Here is a 14,244-nt window from a genome sequence, read left to right on the forward strand (position 1 = left end):
CCGCGTCAGCCGCCGCGACGGGCGATGTACAGGTCGAGGGCCTTGTGGAGGACCTTGCTGATCGGGAAGTCCCACTCCCCGAGGTACTCCACCGCCTGCCCGCCCGTGCCGAGGCGGTGACGGAGCTGCGCCAGATGCTGTTCGTCGCCCGAGACGGCGTCCGTGATGCCCCGCAGGTCGTAGACGCCTGCCCCCATCTCATGGGCGTCCGCCATCATCCGCCACTGCAGAGCATGGTCGGGGCACACATCCGTACGGGTGTAGGGCGAGGCCCCATAGGCATGCCACACATGGTCGCCCACGGTGAGCATCAGGGCGGCGGCCTGGTCCTCGTCCTCGTGGCGGGCGAGGTAGAGCCGCATCCGGTCCGGGTGCTCGTTGCGCAGGGCGATCCACATCCGCTGGAAGTAGGAGAGGGGGCGCGGGATGAAGCCGTCGCGCTCGGCGGTCTCCGCGTAGAGCCGGTGGAAGGCGCCCAGGTCCTCGTAACCGCCGCGGACCACCTCCACCCCGGCCCGCCACGTCTTCTTCGCGCTTCGTCGCCACTCCGGGCTGAAGCCCTGCTGGACGTCCCTGAGCTGCCGCCCGGCGAACGGCACCTGGAACACGTAGCGGGGCTGGCTGACGGCCGCGCTGTCCTCCCCGTCGGCGGTGACCGCACGCCAGCCCAGCCCCTGCAGTCGCTCCACCAGCTCCCGCGCCGCCGGGTTCTCCTCGGAGGGCGTCACGTCCCGCAGCCACCGGGCCTCCGGGTCGGCCACCGCGGCCCGCACCGCGGCGGCGTCCCACCGGCGCACGACGACCGGCGGGCCCATCCGCACGGTGAAGGCGCCGAGGTCGCTCAGGTACTCGGTCATCGGCCGCAGCCAGTCCCCGAGGTCCGCCGCCGCCCAGTCGAGGACCGGGCCCTCCGGCAGATAGGCGAGGTACCGCCGGACCTTCGGCAGCGACCGCAGGAGCACCAGCCCGGCCCCGACCAGCCGGGCCTCGTCGTCGAACCAGCCGAGCGAGGCCGAACGCCAGTCGCTCTTCACCTCGCCCCAGGAGGGGATCTGCAGGTGGCTCACCGACGACTGCCGGGCGACGAAGGCCAGGTGCTCCTCACGGGTGATCGCTCGCAGACGGTACTTCATGGCGGTGCAGCGCTCCTTTGTTCGAGCACCAGCCTAAGCGGAGGGAATGCCGCCGCGTTCCGTGCCGTTCGAGTGGTACGACGCCCCCGACGACGAGGAGGAACCCCATGAGCGACGCCCCGGACACGGCCGCGGTCACGGCGACGGCCCGGAAGATCCTGACCGAGCTGGGCGACACATGGGCCGTCGTGGGCCTCTCCGACAACCGGGACCGCGCCGCCTACGGTGTCGCCCAGGTGCTGCAGCGCTTCGGCAAGCGGGTGGTGCCGGTGCACCCGAAGGCGGAGACGGTCCACGGGGAGCAGGGCTACCCCTCCCTGGACGCGATCCCCTTCGACGTGGACGTGGTCGACGTCTTCGTGAACAGCGACCTGGCCGGCGCGGTCGCCGACGAGGCGGTCGCGATCGGGGCGAAGGCGGTGTGGTTCCAGCTCGGCGTCGTCGACGAGGCGGCGTACGACCGGGTCCGCGGGGCGGGGCTCGACATGGTGATGGACCGGTGCCCGGCGATTGAATATAAGTCCCTAAGTTAAGGGATGCCGGGTAAAGAGCGGTAGTCCTACACCCGCTCGGGCTACGTAGCCCCTTCCCCGACGAAGAGGCCCGGTCGGTGGTAGATCACCACTTGCCCATCCGCCGCTGTGCGCTCTTCCCGGACCAGTCTGAGGCGGCAGTGATACGACTCCGTGAGGTCGGGCAGTTCTGCCCGAAGATGTGGGATGGACTCTGCGAAATCCCACGACGACGAGGTGAGTTGGAAGCGGCCCAACGCGGGGGCATCCGCCAGGCGAAAGCCGATTTCGCACACCGGCACACTTCCGAGGCTCCGCCAAGCTGTTGTCCTATGAGCGCGCCAAAAGGCAGCGCACCGACAATGCGCGCTGTCAGGCCGGTGGGCGGCGGGGAAGGGCGTTTCTACTTGGGGGATGCCGGTCCCGTTCACGGGGCTCATCCGGAGAGAAATCTGGTCCGCGTCCGTGAGCACCGGTACTCCCTCGCGATCGATGACCACGACTTCGTCAGAGCAGAGTTCCCCGCTCAAAGCGTGCTTGAGAGCTGTGGCACCGTAAGAATCGGTGCAGCGGACCGCCCACCCGCAGCGTCCGGAGTTGAAAAGTCGGGGAGAAAACCGCCCAACATATTCCTGTTCTTTGAAGGTTGTGGTGTTCGTCCCCTGCTACATCGACCGGAGGTGTGCTTGATCAATCGCTGATGGCATGCCTGGGTGGCCTGGTGGCATGGTTTCCGCTCGTGCTGACGCGGGTGATAGAGGACGAACCCGTCAGGATTGTCTCGCGGCGTCTACTTGGCCGTGGGTCTTGCTGCCGGACTCGTCGTATGTCAGGCGCTCCCATAAGACTCGGGGTCCTACAACGCCGAGGCCCGGTCCGGGAAATGCGGCAACCGGGCCCTGCGCCTTACCGCGATGGGTCAGAAGTCGGGGCAGAGATGCTTACGCACGGCCGCGGTGATCTTCTCGCCCGTCGCCGGGATTGCGATTTCCGGCAGCCGAGAGTTGACGGTGAAGCGGTCCAGAGCAGCCTCGGCAAGCTTCTGCGTGTCGTCGGGGGAGTCCTTGACGGTGCGGCACTGATTCATGCCGCGGCTGACAGCTTGGTCCTCCTTGCCGGGCTTGATGATGCGCGCGTCGATCGCGTTCAGCGCATCCAGGTAGGCGCCGCGGGCCTTCGCATCGGGCTCTGGCGGCAGTCCGGCCGCCTCGCGGGCCTTCGCAAGGTCCTCCGCACTGATGGAAGGCGCCTGACTGGTGGCCGATTTGGCATTGGCCGGGTCCGGCGAGGTGCTGCCGCTACCGCAGGCGGTGAGCGTGGCGACGATGACGGACGCGAAAGTGGTACGGATACGCATGGTGCGGGTTCCCCCCAGGGAAGTGGTGCTTGATTGAACATGGTTGAGCTGCGCAGAAATTCGGACACCGGGACGAGGCCTCGTGCGCTGGTCTCTCGCCGCACGGGCGATGCGTGGGGTATGTCCTGTGCACCCGGTGTGATCTTTCACTGCGGCTCGGGGTCGCCCTGCAGGGTGCCGTCGCGCAAGGCCTTGTCCGTGGCGCGGCCGATGAGAGCGGTCGAAGTCGCGTCCACGGCGCCTCCGACGACGCCTCCGAGTATCGGCACGGCCTTGGCAAGCGTGATCGTGGCGCGCTGGGTCCCGTACTTCGCGAGGAGGTGGAAACCCACCTTCTTGTTGATCGCCTTGATCGTCTCGTGCGAGACCTTCTTGATCATTTGCTCGGCGATCTTCTGGCCAACCTTCACACCGAAGGAGGACAGAACGTTCTGTGCGCTCATTCCGATCGCGAGCATCATCGCGACGGTCCGCACCTGCGGATCGGCAATGTTCCATCCTCGCAGGTGAACGATGGCCCCGGCCATCCGCATGTTGATGGCGATGGAGGCGGCCACGTTCGCCGGTATCGTCAGTCCTGCGGTGATCAAGCCTCCGAACCCGGTGACGAACCCCTGGGTGCCGGAAGCAGTCGCTGACTCTTTGATGAGTCGGGCTATGACCGCATCGATATCATCCGCCATGTCCTCGGGGGAACGGCGCTCGTCGTCGCCGGGCGGCCGGTAACCGTCGCCCTGCCGACGCGCGAGACGCTCCTCGGCCCAGGTCTCCGAGCCCGAGATCCGGCCGACGCCGTTCATCATGACCTTGTCGGCGAGACCACGGACCCACTGGACGGCCTTGTCGGCCGCTCCCTCGTCAGGAGTCTTCTCGTCAGCCATCATTATCCCCTCCGTGGGCGCCCGGTCAGGAGCGCCCGCACCGTTGCGGACAGGAGAAGGAACCCCCAGTGCATGCTTCTCTGGCCTGGCTGCGGACGGCCGAAGCCGCACCCCCTCGCCACCGCCCGTCCACCCCTCGGGCCGCGACGTCGTTCGCCGCGACACCTCAGCGAGCTGAGGCGATCGCACTTTCTCATGAAAGTGAAAGCGTCGTCAAACGCTCCTCGGGTGTTGCGAGGCGGTGACTATTCCGCCCCGCAGCAGGCCTCCACCAAGAGCGGGCTTCGCTGCCCGTCCACGAGAGGTGCAACCGCACCGAGCCCCCGTGCACGAGACGAGCAACAGGCAGCGTTCCGCGACGAGGTCTGCCTCATGCTGGAGCCGGCCGACCTCTTCCGCTGTGACTCCCGCCGGGTTCGGCGGCGCGCGCTCAGCTTCGACGGTTATCACGTTCACCCGGTCGCGCAGGTCCGGGTTGTCGACGAGCAGCGAGAGCCCTTCCGTCAGGCCAATCTTCAGGTAACCGAGATCTATCCGCAGGGAGATCACTACCGTAGGGAGAGGTACACGAGGGAGGGATAGCCATGCGGGCGGACACGGTCGACCTGCGGCGGATCTTCGGTAGGGATGTCCGGTACACAGTGCCGCTGTTCCAGCGGCCTTATGTGTGGAACCGCGACGACAACTGGTCTGCGCTCTGGGAGGACGTCCGCCGCACGATCGAACGGGCGGAGGACGCGGCGGCCCGGAATGAGGAAACCGTGGCTCCCCACTTCCTCGGTGCGGTGGTCTTTGACCGGACCCCCTATCTCTCGTCGAACCTGGAGACCCGGCAGGTCATCGACGGCCAACAGCGCTTGACCACACTTCAGCTGTTCCTGTTCGCGGCCCGCCTCTCCGCCAGGTCGCTCGATCACGAGCGCTCCGAACGGCTGCTCGGCAAGTTCCTGGAGAACGACGAGGACCTGTTCGACCGACACAAGCATCCGGACCACCTGTACAAGGTCTGGCCTACCAACGCCGACCGTGACGAGTTCCGCGCCGTGATGCTCGGACAAGGTGGTGAGGGTCGGCTCGCACAGGCCGTAGCGTACTTCCAGGGGGAGCTGGACAGCTGGCTTGCTGAGGCATCCGATCCCCATGTGCGGCTCGAAGCCCTCGTGCAGACCATGCGGGAGCATCTGCGGCTGGTGGTCATCGATCTTGAGGAGCACGATGACGCCCAAGTCGTGTTCGAGACGCTCAACAGTCGCGGTACGCCTCTGGAGCACGCCGATCTCGTCAAGAACCTTCTGTTCCGAAATGCCGAACATGCCGGAGAAGACGTCGACCGGCTCTACGCCACCTACTGGTCCCCCTTCGACCAGGACGAATGGCGCACGGAGCAGACCACCGGCCGGATCACGCGCAGCCGGCTCGATGTCTTCCTGACCTACTGGCTCACGATGCGCAGTCGACGCGAGTTCACTGCATCAGCGTTGTTCAAGGAATTCGAACGCTGGCTGCGTGACTCTTCCATTCCCACCGTCGAGGTGTTCAGCGAGCTGGCCAGGTACGCTGAGATCTACGACAGCCTCGACCAGCATCCGCTCAACGGTGTCGAGGGCCGGTTCCTGTACCGGATGAAGGTCATGCAGACCTCCACGCCCATGCCGTTGCTGCTCTTTCTATACGGGCTGCCGAGTGCGGTGCTGCCCCTTGAGCGCCGACAACGGGCAATCCGCGCGATCGACAGCTACCTTGTCCGGCGGGCCATCCTCAACCTCAGCAACCGCGACTACAATCACGTGTTCCGCGAACTCGCCGGCGTGGCTGCGCAGCAGCCGGAGCGTGCCGATGAAGCCATCGTGAAGGCGTTGTCGGCCTTGCAGGGGCATCACCGGCAGTGGCCCTCAGATGTGGCGTTCCGCACCGCTCTCGAGCAGGACCCCCTCTATTCCAGGCTGTACCGTCACCGGGTCAGGGTTCTCTTGGAGGCGCTGGAGGATGAGCTGCGTACCGAGCACACGGAGCAACTCACGGTGCCGGTTGGAGAGCACGTCGACGCGAAGCTGACGATCGAGCATGTCATGCCCCAGAGCTGGCGCGAGAACTGGCCTCCTCGGGAGGACGATCCCCTGGAGGGCGCCGACCGGGACGAGCTGGTGCACACCCTCGGCAATCTCACTCTGGCCACGTCGCGACTGAACCCAGTTCTCGGCAACATGCCGTGGGAGGACAAGCGGCAGTGGCTCAGCAAGCACAGTCTCCTGGTCCTGACCCATGGGACCCTGCTCAATCCTCCGCCGACCGTCGAACGCGGGGACTGGGCAGCAGACTGGGACGAAGATCGCATCCGCGCACGCGGGAGTTACCTGGCCTCACTGGCTTTGACAATCTGGCCGTCCGCGAACGATCTACTTGCTCTGCGCGTAGAGCCGCAGCCGAACGGTGCGTGACACCGAGCGCACTTCGCCCAGGCATCACACACGCCGTTCCGCATGTGCTTCTCGCTCGTGCATCGGGTTCCTGCCGTGCTGCGAGGCTCACCCGCTGCCGAGTTCTCGGCGGAGCATGGCCAGCACCTCCGCGACCTCGATGGCCACTTCGTGGTGCGGGCCGTGGACGAGCGTGACGTCCTCGTACAGGGGCTCCAGGTACGCCCAGGCCTGCTCCGGGCTGCCCTGGCTGAGGAGCAGCATGCCGATGTCACGGCGGATCTCCAGCGCCGCGTCACTGACGTCGCTCTCGACGGCCCGCTCCACGTCGAGGACGGCTCGCAGCTCCGCCAGCGCTTCGGTGGCCTGGCCGAGTTCGCCGCGGCAGCGGGCGGCCTGGGCACGGCAGTCGCGGGCGGCGTCGCTGGTCGGCCCGTTGATGCGGGTGAACGCCTCGGCCAGCGCCTCGAACTCGGGCAGGGCCGCCCGGTGGTCGCCCGCGAGTTGCCGGCTGATCGCCCGGCGACGTCGCAGCCTGAGCACCGCCTTGTTCTCCGAACCCAGCGCCCTGGCCAGGGGCTCGATCATCTCGCCCGCGACCTCGGCGGCCTGCGTGTAGCGCTCCTCCCCCATGAGGGCGATGTAGTGCTCGTCGACCTCCCGCAACTGCTGCCGTAACAACTCCCGTTCGGGCGGCGAGACCACATGGTCGGCGACCTGCCGTGGTGTCAGGGGAGAGGCAGGGGCGATTGTCGGCCCGTACGCGGGGCGCGTAGGGGCGCCGGTAGAGGCCGGTCGGGTCCGGTGCTCCGGGCGGTCCGGCCTCCCCGAGGGTGGAGGACTCTCCGGGCGAGGGCAGGAAGGGCATCAGCCGCTCGTAGACCTCCTGCACATCCACCGGCAGGTTCTCCGGGGTCTTGCGGAGCAGATGCAGGACCAGTGCCTCCAGCTCCTCCGGCACGTCGGCGCGCAGGTGCCGCAGCGGGGTGGGCGCGACCCGGACGTGCTGGTCTATCAGCTCAAAGTCGCTGGCTGCCGTGAACAGCGGCTTTCACAGAGGAGTTCGTGGAGCACGCAGCCGAGCGCGTAGAGGTCGGTGCGCGGGATGAGCCGGGTGCAGCGCACCTGCTCGGGCGACATGTACTGGTGAGTGCCGACGTGCCGGCCGGAGGCCGTCAGTCTGGTGACGTCGGTCTGCAGGATCGCCGCGACGCCGAAGTCGAGCACCTTCACCGTGCCGTCCTGGGCGACCAGGATGTTGGACGGCTTGAGGTCGCGGTGGACCACGGGCACATCGTGCGCGTACGACAGCACGGTGGCGACCTGTGCGGCGACCGCCACGGCCCAGCTCACCGGGAGGGGCCGTTCCGGGTGCACGTACCGGGTGAGGGGGATGCCCTCCACCAACTCCATGACGAGGAAGAGGTGCTCGTAGGTGCTGTCCAGGACGGCGTCGTACACCTGTGGCACGCCGGGGTGCTGGATGCGGGCGGTGATCCGCGCCTCACGGCGGAAGCGCCGCTCGAGCTCCTCGGCCATCCGGGGAGTCGCGGTGACGGCCTGCGGTCGGATCCGTTTGACAGCGACCGGCCGATCCAGCACCGCGTCGTAGCCCCGCCACACGTCGCCCATACCGCCGTCGCCGAGCTGGTCCAGCAGCTCGTAGCGGCCCGCGATCGGTTTCTCCGGCACCTGTCCCTGCCCCGCCCCTGCGCTCACTCGTTCCCCCGAGCCCTGTTGGTCCAGGTCAGTTTTCCGGAAGGGGGAGCTGCGCGTCCAGCGACGTCTCATCGGGGGTGCTGAACACAACGAACCTCTCTTGCCCTTTGGTGACGTTCACGAGCACCACCACATCGAGCTCAGCGTCCTGTGTGGAACCGGCTGACCTGTGCGAGGCGTTGATCACTACAGCAGTGCTGAAGATTGTCGAGCTGAGGGGAAATGATGGAAGAGAGCTCAGACTGCGGCGAAGTGCAGCCTCCGGTTTCCTGCCAGGACGGGTGCCGCGGCGCACTGTTCACCGTGGAAGCAGGGGAGAGAGCTTGGCCCTTGGGCTCCGTGGATCCATTTCTGAAGTCTGCTGTCCGTCAGGAGGTCAGTGATCTCTACGAACTCGGCCGCAGCGCGGACGGTGACTTGCAGATCGGCGAGAACGCGTTGGCGATGTCCAAGGTAGCCGTCGCCTACGGTGAACTCCGCCTGTCGCTGCTGCGGGACTCCGGGCAGGAAAACAGCGAGCCTCCATGGCGCACCTTCGGGAACGGAAGACTCGCCTTGCGTATGCGTCGTCGTCTGGGACTGTCCGAAGCGCTCGTACTGACCCCGGACAGGGTTGAGGGATCTTCTCGGGAGTGGCCCTGGACCTTCACCGTCCTGTCCCGCCCTCGGGATCCGAACGGTCCATCGACCCGCTTTGGAGTGACCCTTCACAGACGTCGCGATGCTGAGTCTCCTCGGCACCGGGTGGACGCTCAGAAGGAGCTGCTGGCGGACGAGGAACTGACTCAGCAATTGCTCTACGGCTTGGTGGCCTTGGGGCTGGAGCTTGATTCGACCGTAGGAAGGGAGTGCCCAGGTGTGGGGCAAGTAGGCAAAACGATCTTCCTGGAGCCGAGTGACGAATGGCGTGTCAAATGCCATGTGTGTGGCATGCAATGGGCAGGAGGAAGTGACGTCCTCTCCGAGCACCAGGACTTGCGGTACGGCTTCTGGTAGACCGGCTGAAGCGAGCGGCAGGGTCGGCGCTCACGTTGACGACGATGCACGGTCGGCCCTCGTGGAGCAGGATACGAGCGAACTGGCGACAACTGAACGCTGGGGCTCCGGTATCGAATCGGCACCGGAGCCCCAGCGACTGAGCGTTTTCCAACCTGTCGCGTAAGCTGGGCAGTTGGGCTGACAGACAGGTGAAGCCCCTGGTAGATGGGTTTTCGGCCAAGAAATCCGTCTCCACCAGAGGCTTCGTGTGCTTGTCTACCCTTCCGGCGTCGACGTGTCCAGCTCTGCCCTGCGCTTCCTGTCCGCCAAGCTCCACCAACACCGCCGGGAGCTCGGCACCCGGTGGCGGCGCCTGAGCCCAGGCCGGCAGGCCCTGCTCACGCTCGCCCACCTCCGCAACGGCCACCCGTACGCCCAGCTCGCAGCCGGGTTCGGCATCGGGACCACCACCGCCCACCGATACATCACCGAGGCCGTACAGCTCTTGGCCGCCCTCGCCCCGACTCTCGCCGAGGCGGCCCGGACGGCATCGACAAAGGCGTTCGTGCTGCTGGACGGCACCCTGTTGCCGATCGACCGGGGGCACCTCCCGGCCGCAAGCTGGGGGACATCGCCGCGGACCATCCCTTCTATTCCGGCAAGCACAAGAGGCACGGGATGAACGTGCAGATCCTGGCGGACCCCTCCGGCCGGCTCCTGTGGGCCTCACCTGCCCTGCCCGGAGCCGTCCACGACGTCCGGGCCGCCCGTGAGCACGGCATCATCGCCGCTCTTGCGGAGGCCGGCGTCACCTGCTGGGTTGATAAGGGCTACCGAGGCGCCGGGAGCACGGTCCGCCTCCCATACTGGGGCCGCTGGGAGACACTTTCCCGAGGTCAGAAGGCCGTCAACCGGTCCCACGCGAAGATCCGGGCTCTCGTCGAGCAGACCGTCGCCACCCTCAAGTCCTGGCGACTCCTCCGCAAGATCCGATGCTCGACCACCCGCATCACCGGCCTGGTCCAAGCCGTCCTCTGCCTGCATCTGGCCAGCTCAGACTGAGGATGGAAAACGCTCAGTGCCTTGTTGAACGGGGCGCCCGTGGGCCACGTGCCGCCGGCCTGGACGACTGCGTCCTTCAGGGCCAGCCAGGCCTCCTGTTTCGTGTCCCAGCTCGTGCCCATCAGGGACTTGAACGCGTCGGCTAGGGCCGCGGCCTGCGGCAGCTTCTGGATGACCTTGGACGCCTCGAGCGCTGTCAGCGTCCTCTCCGTGATCTCGAACCGCAGCTTCAGCGGGCGCTCGACCGTGATGCGCTGGTAGCCGAAGTCCTCGTTGCGGAAGACCTTCACCTTGCTGTGCAGCGGGTGCTCCGGGTTGTCCGCCACCGACAGAGCCTCGCCGTACAGCTTGACCACCGTGGCGATGTGCTCCTCGCTGAGCTCCTTGCGCTTGTCGCCGAGGGACTTGCGCATCTTCTGCCACTGATCGCGGGCGTCCAGCAGGACGACCTTGTTCTTGTGGTCCGCGCTCTTGCGGTTGGTGAGGATCCAGAAGTACGTGGAAATGCCGGTGTTGTAGAAGAGCTGGTCGGGGAAGGCGACGATGGCTTCGAGCCAGTCGTTCTCGATGATCCACCGGCGGATCTCCGACTCGCCGGAGCCAGCCGCGCCGGTGAAGAGGGGCGAGCCGTTGAAGACGATCGCGATGCGGGAGCCACCCCCGCCGTTGACGTCGACCGGCTTCATCTTCGAGATCATGTGCTGGAGGAACAGCAGGGAGCCGTCGTTGATGCGCGGCAGGCCCGCGCCGAAGCGGCCGGCGTCGCCGAGCTGCTTGTGCTCGGCCTCGACATCCTCCTTGACCTTCTTCCACTCCACGCCGAACGGCGGGTTGGCCAGCATGTAGTCGAAGGTCTTGCGGGCGTGGCCGTCGTCGGAGAAGGAGTTACCGAAGGCGATGTTCTCCGGATTCTGCCCCTTGATCATGAGGTCGGACCGGCAGATGGCCCACGACTCCGGGTTGAGCTCCTGCCCGAACACCTCCACCATGGCGTCCGGGTTCAGCTCGGTGATCAGGTCGTCCATCGCGGAGAGCATGCCGCCCGTGCCGCAGGCCGGGTCGAGCACGGCACGGACCGCGCCCGGGAGTTGGAGTGCGTCGCCGTCCGGGGCGACGAGCAGCCGCACCATGAGCTGGATGACCTCACGCGGAGTGAAGTGCTCACCGGCCGTTTCGTTGGACTGCTCCGAGAAGCGGCGGATGAGTTCCTCGAAGATGTAGCCCATGTTGTGGTTGGGACGATCTCGAGCGCAGGTCCAGGTCGGTGAACTTGCCGATGACCTGGTAGAGCAGCTCCGCGCTCTTCAGGCGCTTGATCTGCTGGGCGAACTCGAAGCGCTCCAGCACGCCTCGCGCGTTGTCGGAAAACGAGCTCACGTACACCGTGAGGTTCTCCGCCGCGCTGTCCGGGTCCTGGGCGATCTTCTTCAACGTGAGCGTGGACGTGTTGTAGAAGGCGTGGCCGGAGGCCTTGCGGAGGAACTTGTCCGCGACGATGTCCTAGCCCGCGAACTTCGCCACGGTCTCCGTGACCCTCTCGCGGGTCGGCTCCAGCACGCACTCCAGTCGCCGCAGCACCGTGAACGGCAGGATGACCTTGCCGTAGTCGGACTGCTTGTAGTCCCCCCGCAGGAGGTCGGCGACGGACCATGCGTGGTTCGCCAACTCCGTGTGCTTATTGCTGTTCAAGTGGATCCCCGGGTTCCTTCCGAAATTTCCCAACCCCACCGTCCTGCCGCGCTGTGCCGGGACGGTCTGACAAGTCTGGTGCCTCTGTGAGGCACCATGAGCCGAACGGGGCAAAACGGTGCCTTCGGTACTGCTCTGTCATGCCTCCGACGGTGTCGGCAGCAGCTGCCCGCCCGTGAGCCCCCCCGCCAGCAGCCGGGCCGTCTCCTCGGCCAGCTGTGCGGCGCGCCGGGCCTCCGCGCGCAGGGCGTGCACGTGCCGGAACGCCTCCCCGTACCGCCGCTGGTCGTCCAGCGGAAGCAGCGGGACGCGCAGCCGGCCCGGGCTGACGGTCAGAACCGTGCTGCCGGTGGACGCGCCCGCGATGTTCTCCTCCGCGCCGAGGAAACCGGCGAGGAACCAGGGGTCCAGGCGGGCCGGGTCCGGGCGGAAGAGGTGGACGTGAGGGCCGAGGAGCGCGCCGGCGTCGTCCTCGCTCGCGACGCGGGACATTGGGCCGTCGCCGCCGGCCAGCGCCCGCACCAGGACGTCCCCGGTGGCGATCACAGGGGCCGCCTCACCGTGCAGCTCTGCGGGGTCCCCACTTGGGCCGGACCCGCGCGCGATGTCGGAACCGGTGAGCACGGCGCGGGTGCCATCCGCCGGCTCCCCGCTCGGGGTGCCGGCGGCCTCGCCCCGGCCGCTGGCGCGCCCGCCCTCCGGGACGGTCCGCAGCAGCGTGAGCGCCCCGCCGCGTGACAGGTCGGCGGCGGTGGCGGTGCGCCACTCCCGCGCCGAACCCGCCGCCGCGCTCCAGCCCTCGTACCCGGCGCTCTTCGCCAGGGCGCGCGCGGCCTTGGCGAGGTCCTGGCGGGTGGCGTCGACCTCCGCCGCGAGCTTCGCCGGGTCGACCTCCGCGCGGGAGGCCTTCACGAGGCGGGCCGGGGTCAGGTCGACCATGTCGTCCAGCAGGTCCACCACGTCGACCGCGTGCGCGACGCCCGGCTCGCCCCCGTAGGCGTCCGGATCCGCCGCGAAGGCTGCCCACGCCTCGACGGCGCGCATGATCCGGGCCCAGTCCACGACGATCCGATTCCCGCCCCGCGGCCGCGCGGGCGCGGGACCCGAACCCGCGACGAGGCTCGCGCTGGCCGCCGCGGTGTCGACGAACAGCACCGACCGCCGCTCCGGCCCGCCCGGCTCCGGGCGCTGCAGCACCCACACCTGCAGCCCGATGTGCAACGGCATCGACGCGCCCGGCGGCAGGGCGATCACCGCCCGCAGCGCCCCGCTGCGCACCAGCTCCGCGCGGACCCGGCGCCCCGACGTGCGGCTTGCCGTGGCCGGGGGCAGCAGCAGAACGGCGTGGCCGCCCGGGCGCAGGTGAGACAGCGCGTGCTGCACCCAGGCCAGCTCCGACTCCGCGCGGGCCGGCACGCCGTACGCCCAGCGCGGGTCGTAGGCCAGCTCGTCGTGGCCCCAGTCCCGGACGCCGTACGGCGGGTTGGACAGCACCGCGTCGACGAGCAGGCCGGGGAATGCATCCGCGCGCAGACTGTCGCCGGTGCGTACGGCGGCCGTCGCCTCCGGGGCCGTCAGCGCGAGGCTCACGGCGCTGCGGCGAGCCTGCACGGGGAGGGCGTCCTGGCCGTACAGCTCGCGCGCGCCCCGGCGGGCGGCGGCCGCGAGCAGCGTGCCGCTGCCGCAGGCCGGGTCCAGGACGGCGGCCGGGGTGCCGGGGATCAGGCGGGCGAGCAGGTCGGCGAGCGGGCCGGGCGTCGTGTACGCGCCGGAGGCGGCACTGTCCTCGAGCTCCCGCTCCGCCAGCACAGCGAGAGCGGCCTGACCTCCCTCGTCGCGTACACACGCGTACAGCGCGCGCAGCACGGTGGCATCGGCGGCCGTGAAACGAACCGGGCCGTCGGCGGCTGGCATGCCGTCGGCCTCTGCCACGGACGCGCCCTCCCGCTGCGCCTGGGCGGCGAGGTCCGCGTCCGACAGCTGCGCCGCGTCCGTCAGCTCCTTCGGCCTGCGGCGCGCGGCCGCCAGCACCAGGAGCAGCAGGTCGCCGGACAGGGCGCCGCCACCGCTCTGTGCGTGCAGCCGCAGTGTCGTCCGCAACTCCTCCGACGGGTTCGCGGCCGCGGCGTGACCGCGCCCCGCGAGCCAGGAGCGCACGGCCTCAAGGTCGTAGAGCGGGCTGCTCTCGGTCCCCCCGGACGGCTCCGGGAAGTCCTCATGCCGGCGTCGCCAGTTGCTGACGGTGGCGCGGGTGACCCCGGCGATGCGGGAGATCTCGGCGGCGGTCACCTGGGCGGATGGTGCGGGTGGCTGCGACATGGAGTGGTCCTGGGATCCGGTGGACGGCGTGGTGCCACCCTACAGCGGAAGTCAACTCCGCAACACGTGTTGGACAGTGCTTTCATGTCTGTGCTTTCATGTGTTTGCTTCGAGAGGTGAGCGGCGCTCCCGCTCGGCGCGTCTTCCTGCCGTGGTCGATGTCGTCCGGACCAGGTA

The 14,244-nt window shown here is 68.2% G+C and carries 9 protein-coding genes and 2 pseudogenes; 4 read left to right on the forward strand and 7 right to left on the reverse strand.

All coding sequences use genetic code 11. The features are described 5' to 3' along the window. Positions 1-5 precede the first annotated feature (5 nt). Positions 6-1,133: a lipid II:glycine glycyltransferase FemX gene (locus A2U95_RS29080; RefSeq protein ID WP_166028488.1), complete on the reverse strand. Its 1,128-nt coding sequence runs from the start codon at positions 1,131-1,133 to the stop codon at positions 6-8. A gap of 107 nt (positions 1,134-1,240) precedes the next feature. Here A2U95_RS29080 and A2U95_RS29085 point away from each other — a divergent pair, with 107 nt between their 5' ends. Beyond that, positions 1,241-1,666 (forward strand): CoA-binding protein, encoded by a 426-nt coding sequence (locus A2U95_RS29085; RefSeq protein ID WP_166028490.1) that lies wholly within the window; start codon positions 1,241-1,243, stop codon positions 1,664-1,666. An 898-nt stretch (positions 1,667-2,564) separates the two neighbouring features. Here A2U95_RS29085 and A2U95_RS29090 read toward each other — a convergent pair. Next, positions 2,565-3,002 carry a hypothetical protein gene (locus A2U95_RS29090; protein ID WP_166028492.1) on the reverse strand — a complete coding sequence of 146 codons (438 nt, stop codon included), beginning with the start codon at positions 3,000-3,002 and terminating at the stop codon, positions 2,565-2,567. Positions 3,003-3,148: 146 nt separating this feature from the next. Then, positions 3,149-3,886 (reverse strand): EcsC family protein, encoded by a 738-nt coding sequence (locus tag A2U95_RS29095; protein ID WP_206283109.1) that lies wholly within the window; start codon positions 3,884-3,886, stop codon positions 3,149-3,151. A gap of 581 nt (positions 3,887-4,467) precedes the next feature. On the opposite strand from A2U95_RS29095, the gene A2U95_RS29100 reads away from it, so the two are divergent. After that, positions 4,468-6,321, forward strand: coding sequence for a DUF262 domain-containing protein (locus A2U95_RS29100; RefSeq protein ID WP_166028496.1), 1,854 nt, complete (start codon positions 4,468-4,470; stop codon positions 6,319-6,321). 87 nt (positions 6,322-6,408) lie between these two features. Here A2U95_RS29100 and A2U95_RS33135 read toward each other — a convergent pair whose 3' ends face one another. Both A2U95_RS33135 and A2U95_RS33140 read right to left on the reverse strand, forming a co-directional pair. After that, positions 6,409-7,005: a hypothetical protein gene (locus A2U95_RS33135; protein WP_240958331.1), complete on the reverse strand. Its 597-nt coding sequence runs from the start codon at positions 7,003-7,005 to the stop codon at positions 6,409-6,411. A 309-nt stretch (positions 7,006-7,314) separates the two neighbouring features. Further along, the gene (locus A2U95_RS33140; protein ID WP_240958333.1) at positions 7,315-7,992 is read right to left on the reverse strand and encodes a serine/threonine-protein kinase; all 678 of its coding nucleotides are present in this window, start codon (positions 7,990-7,992) and stop codon (positions 7,315-7,317) included. A gap of 366 nt (positions 7,993-8,358) precedes the next feature. On the opposite strand from A2U95_RS33140, the gene A2U95_RS29110 reads away from it, so the two are divergent. Together A2U95_RS29110 and A2U95_RS29115 are read left to right on the forward strand one after the other, a co-directional pair. Further along, the gene (locus tag A2U95_RS29110; RefSeq protein ID WP_166028498.1) at positions 8,359-9,015 is read left to right on the forward strand and encodes a hypothetical protein; all 657 of its coding nucleotides are present in this window, start codon (positions 8,359-8,361) and stop codon (positions 9,013-9,015) included. Between the two features lie 250 nt (positions 9,016-9,265). Continuing rightward, positions 9,266-10,059: pseudogene (locus A2U95_RS29115) on the forward strand (IS5 family transposase). 14 nt (positions 10,060-10,073) lie between these two features. Here A2U95_RS29115 and A2U95_RS29120 read toward each other — a convergent pair. After that, positions 10,074-11,748: pseudogene (locus A2U95_RS29120) on the reverse strand (type I restriction-modification system subunit M); the annotation flags it as partial. Between the two features lie 138 nt (positions 11,749-11,886). Continuing rightward, on the reverse strand, positions 11,887-14,067 hold the full coding sequence (locus tag A2U95_RS29125) for an N-6 DNA methylase (protein ID WP_240958334.1): 2,181 nt from the start codon (positions 14,065-14,067) through the stop codon (positions 11,887-11,889). Positions 14,068-14,244: the final 177 nt, after the last annotated feature.

The sequence above is a fragment of the Streptomyces chilikensis genome (assembly GCF_001642695.1).
In the GTDB taxonomy this organism is placed as follows: domain Bacteria; phylum Actinomycetota; class Actinomycetes; order Streptomycetales; family Streptomycetaceae; genus Streptomyces; species Streptomyces chilikensis.

Bases quoted from the DNA above. Each gene is read 5' to 3' on its own strand.
- A2U95_RS29080 (WP_166028488.1), bottom strand. From the start codon at position 1,133: ATGAAGTACCGTCTGCGAGCGATCACCCGTGAGGAGCACCTGGCCTTC.
- A2U95_RS29085 (WP_166028490.1), top strand. From the start codon at position 1,241: ATGAGCGACGCCCCGGACACGGCCGCGGTCACGGCGACGGCCCGGAAG.
- A2U95_RS29090 (WP_166028492.1), bottom strand. From the start codon at position 3,002: ATGCGTATCCGTACCACTTTCGCGTCCGTCATCGTCGCCACGCTCACC.
- A2U95_RS29095 (WP_206283109.1), bottom strand. From the start codon at position 3,886: ATGATGGCTGACGAGAAGACTCCTGACGAGGGAGCGGCCGACAAGGCC.
- A2U95_RS29100 (WP_166028496.1), top strand. From the start codon at position 4,468: ATGCGGGCGGACACGGTCGACCTGCGGCGGATCTTCGGTAGGGATGTC.
- A2U95_RS29125 (WP_240958334.1), bottom strand. From the start codon at position 14,067: ATGTCGCAGCCACCCGCACCATCCGCCCAGGTGACCGCCGCCGAGATC.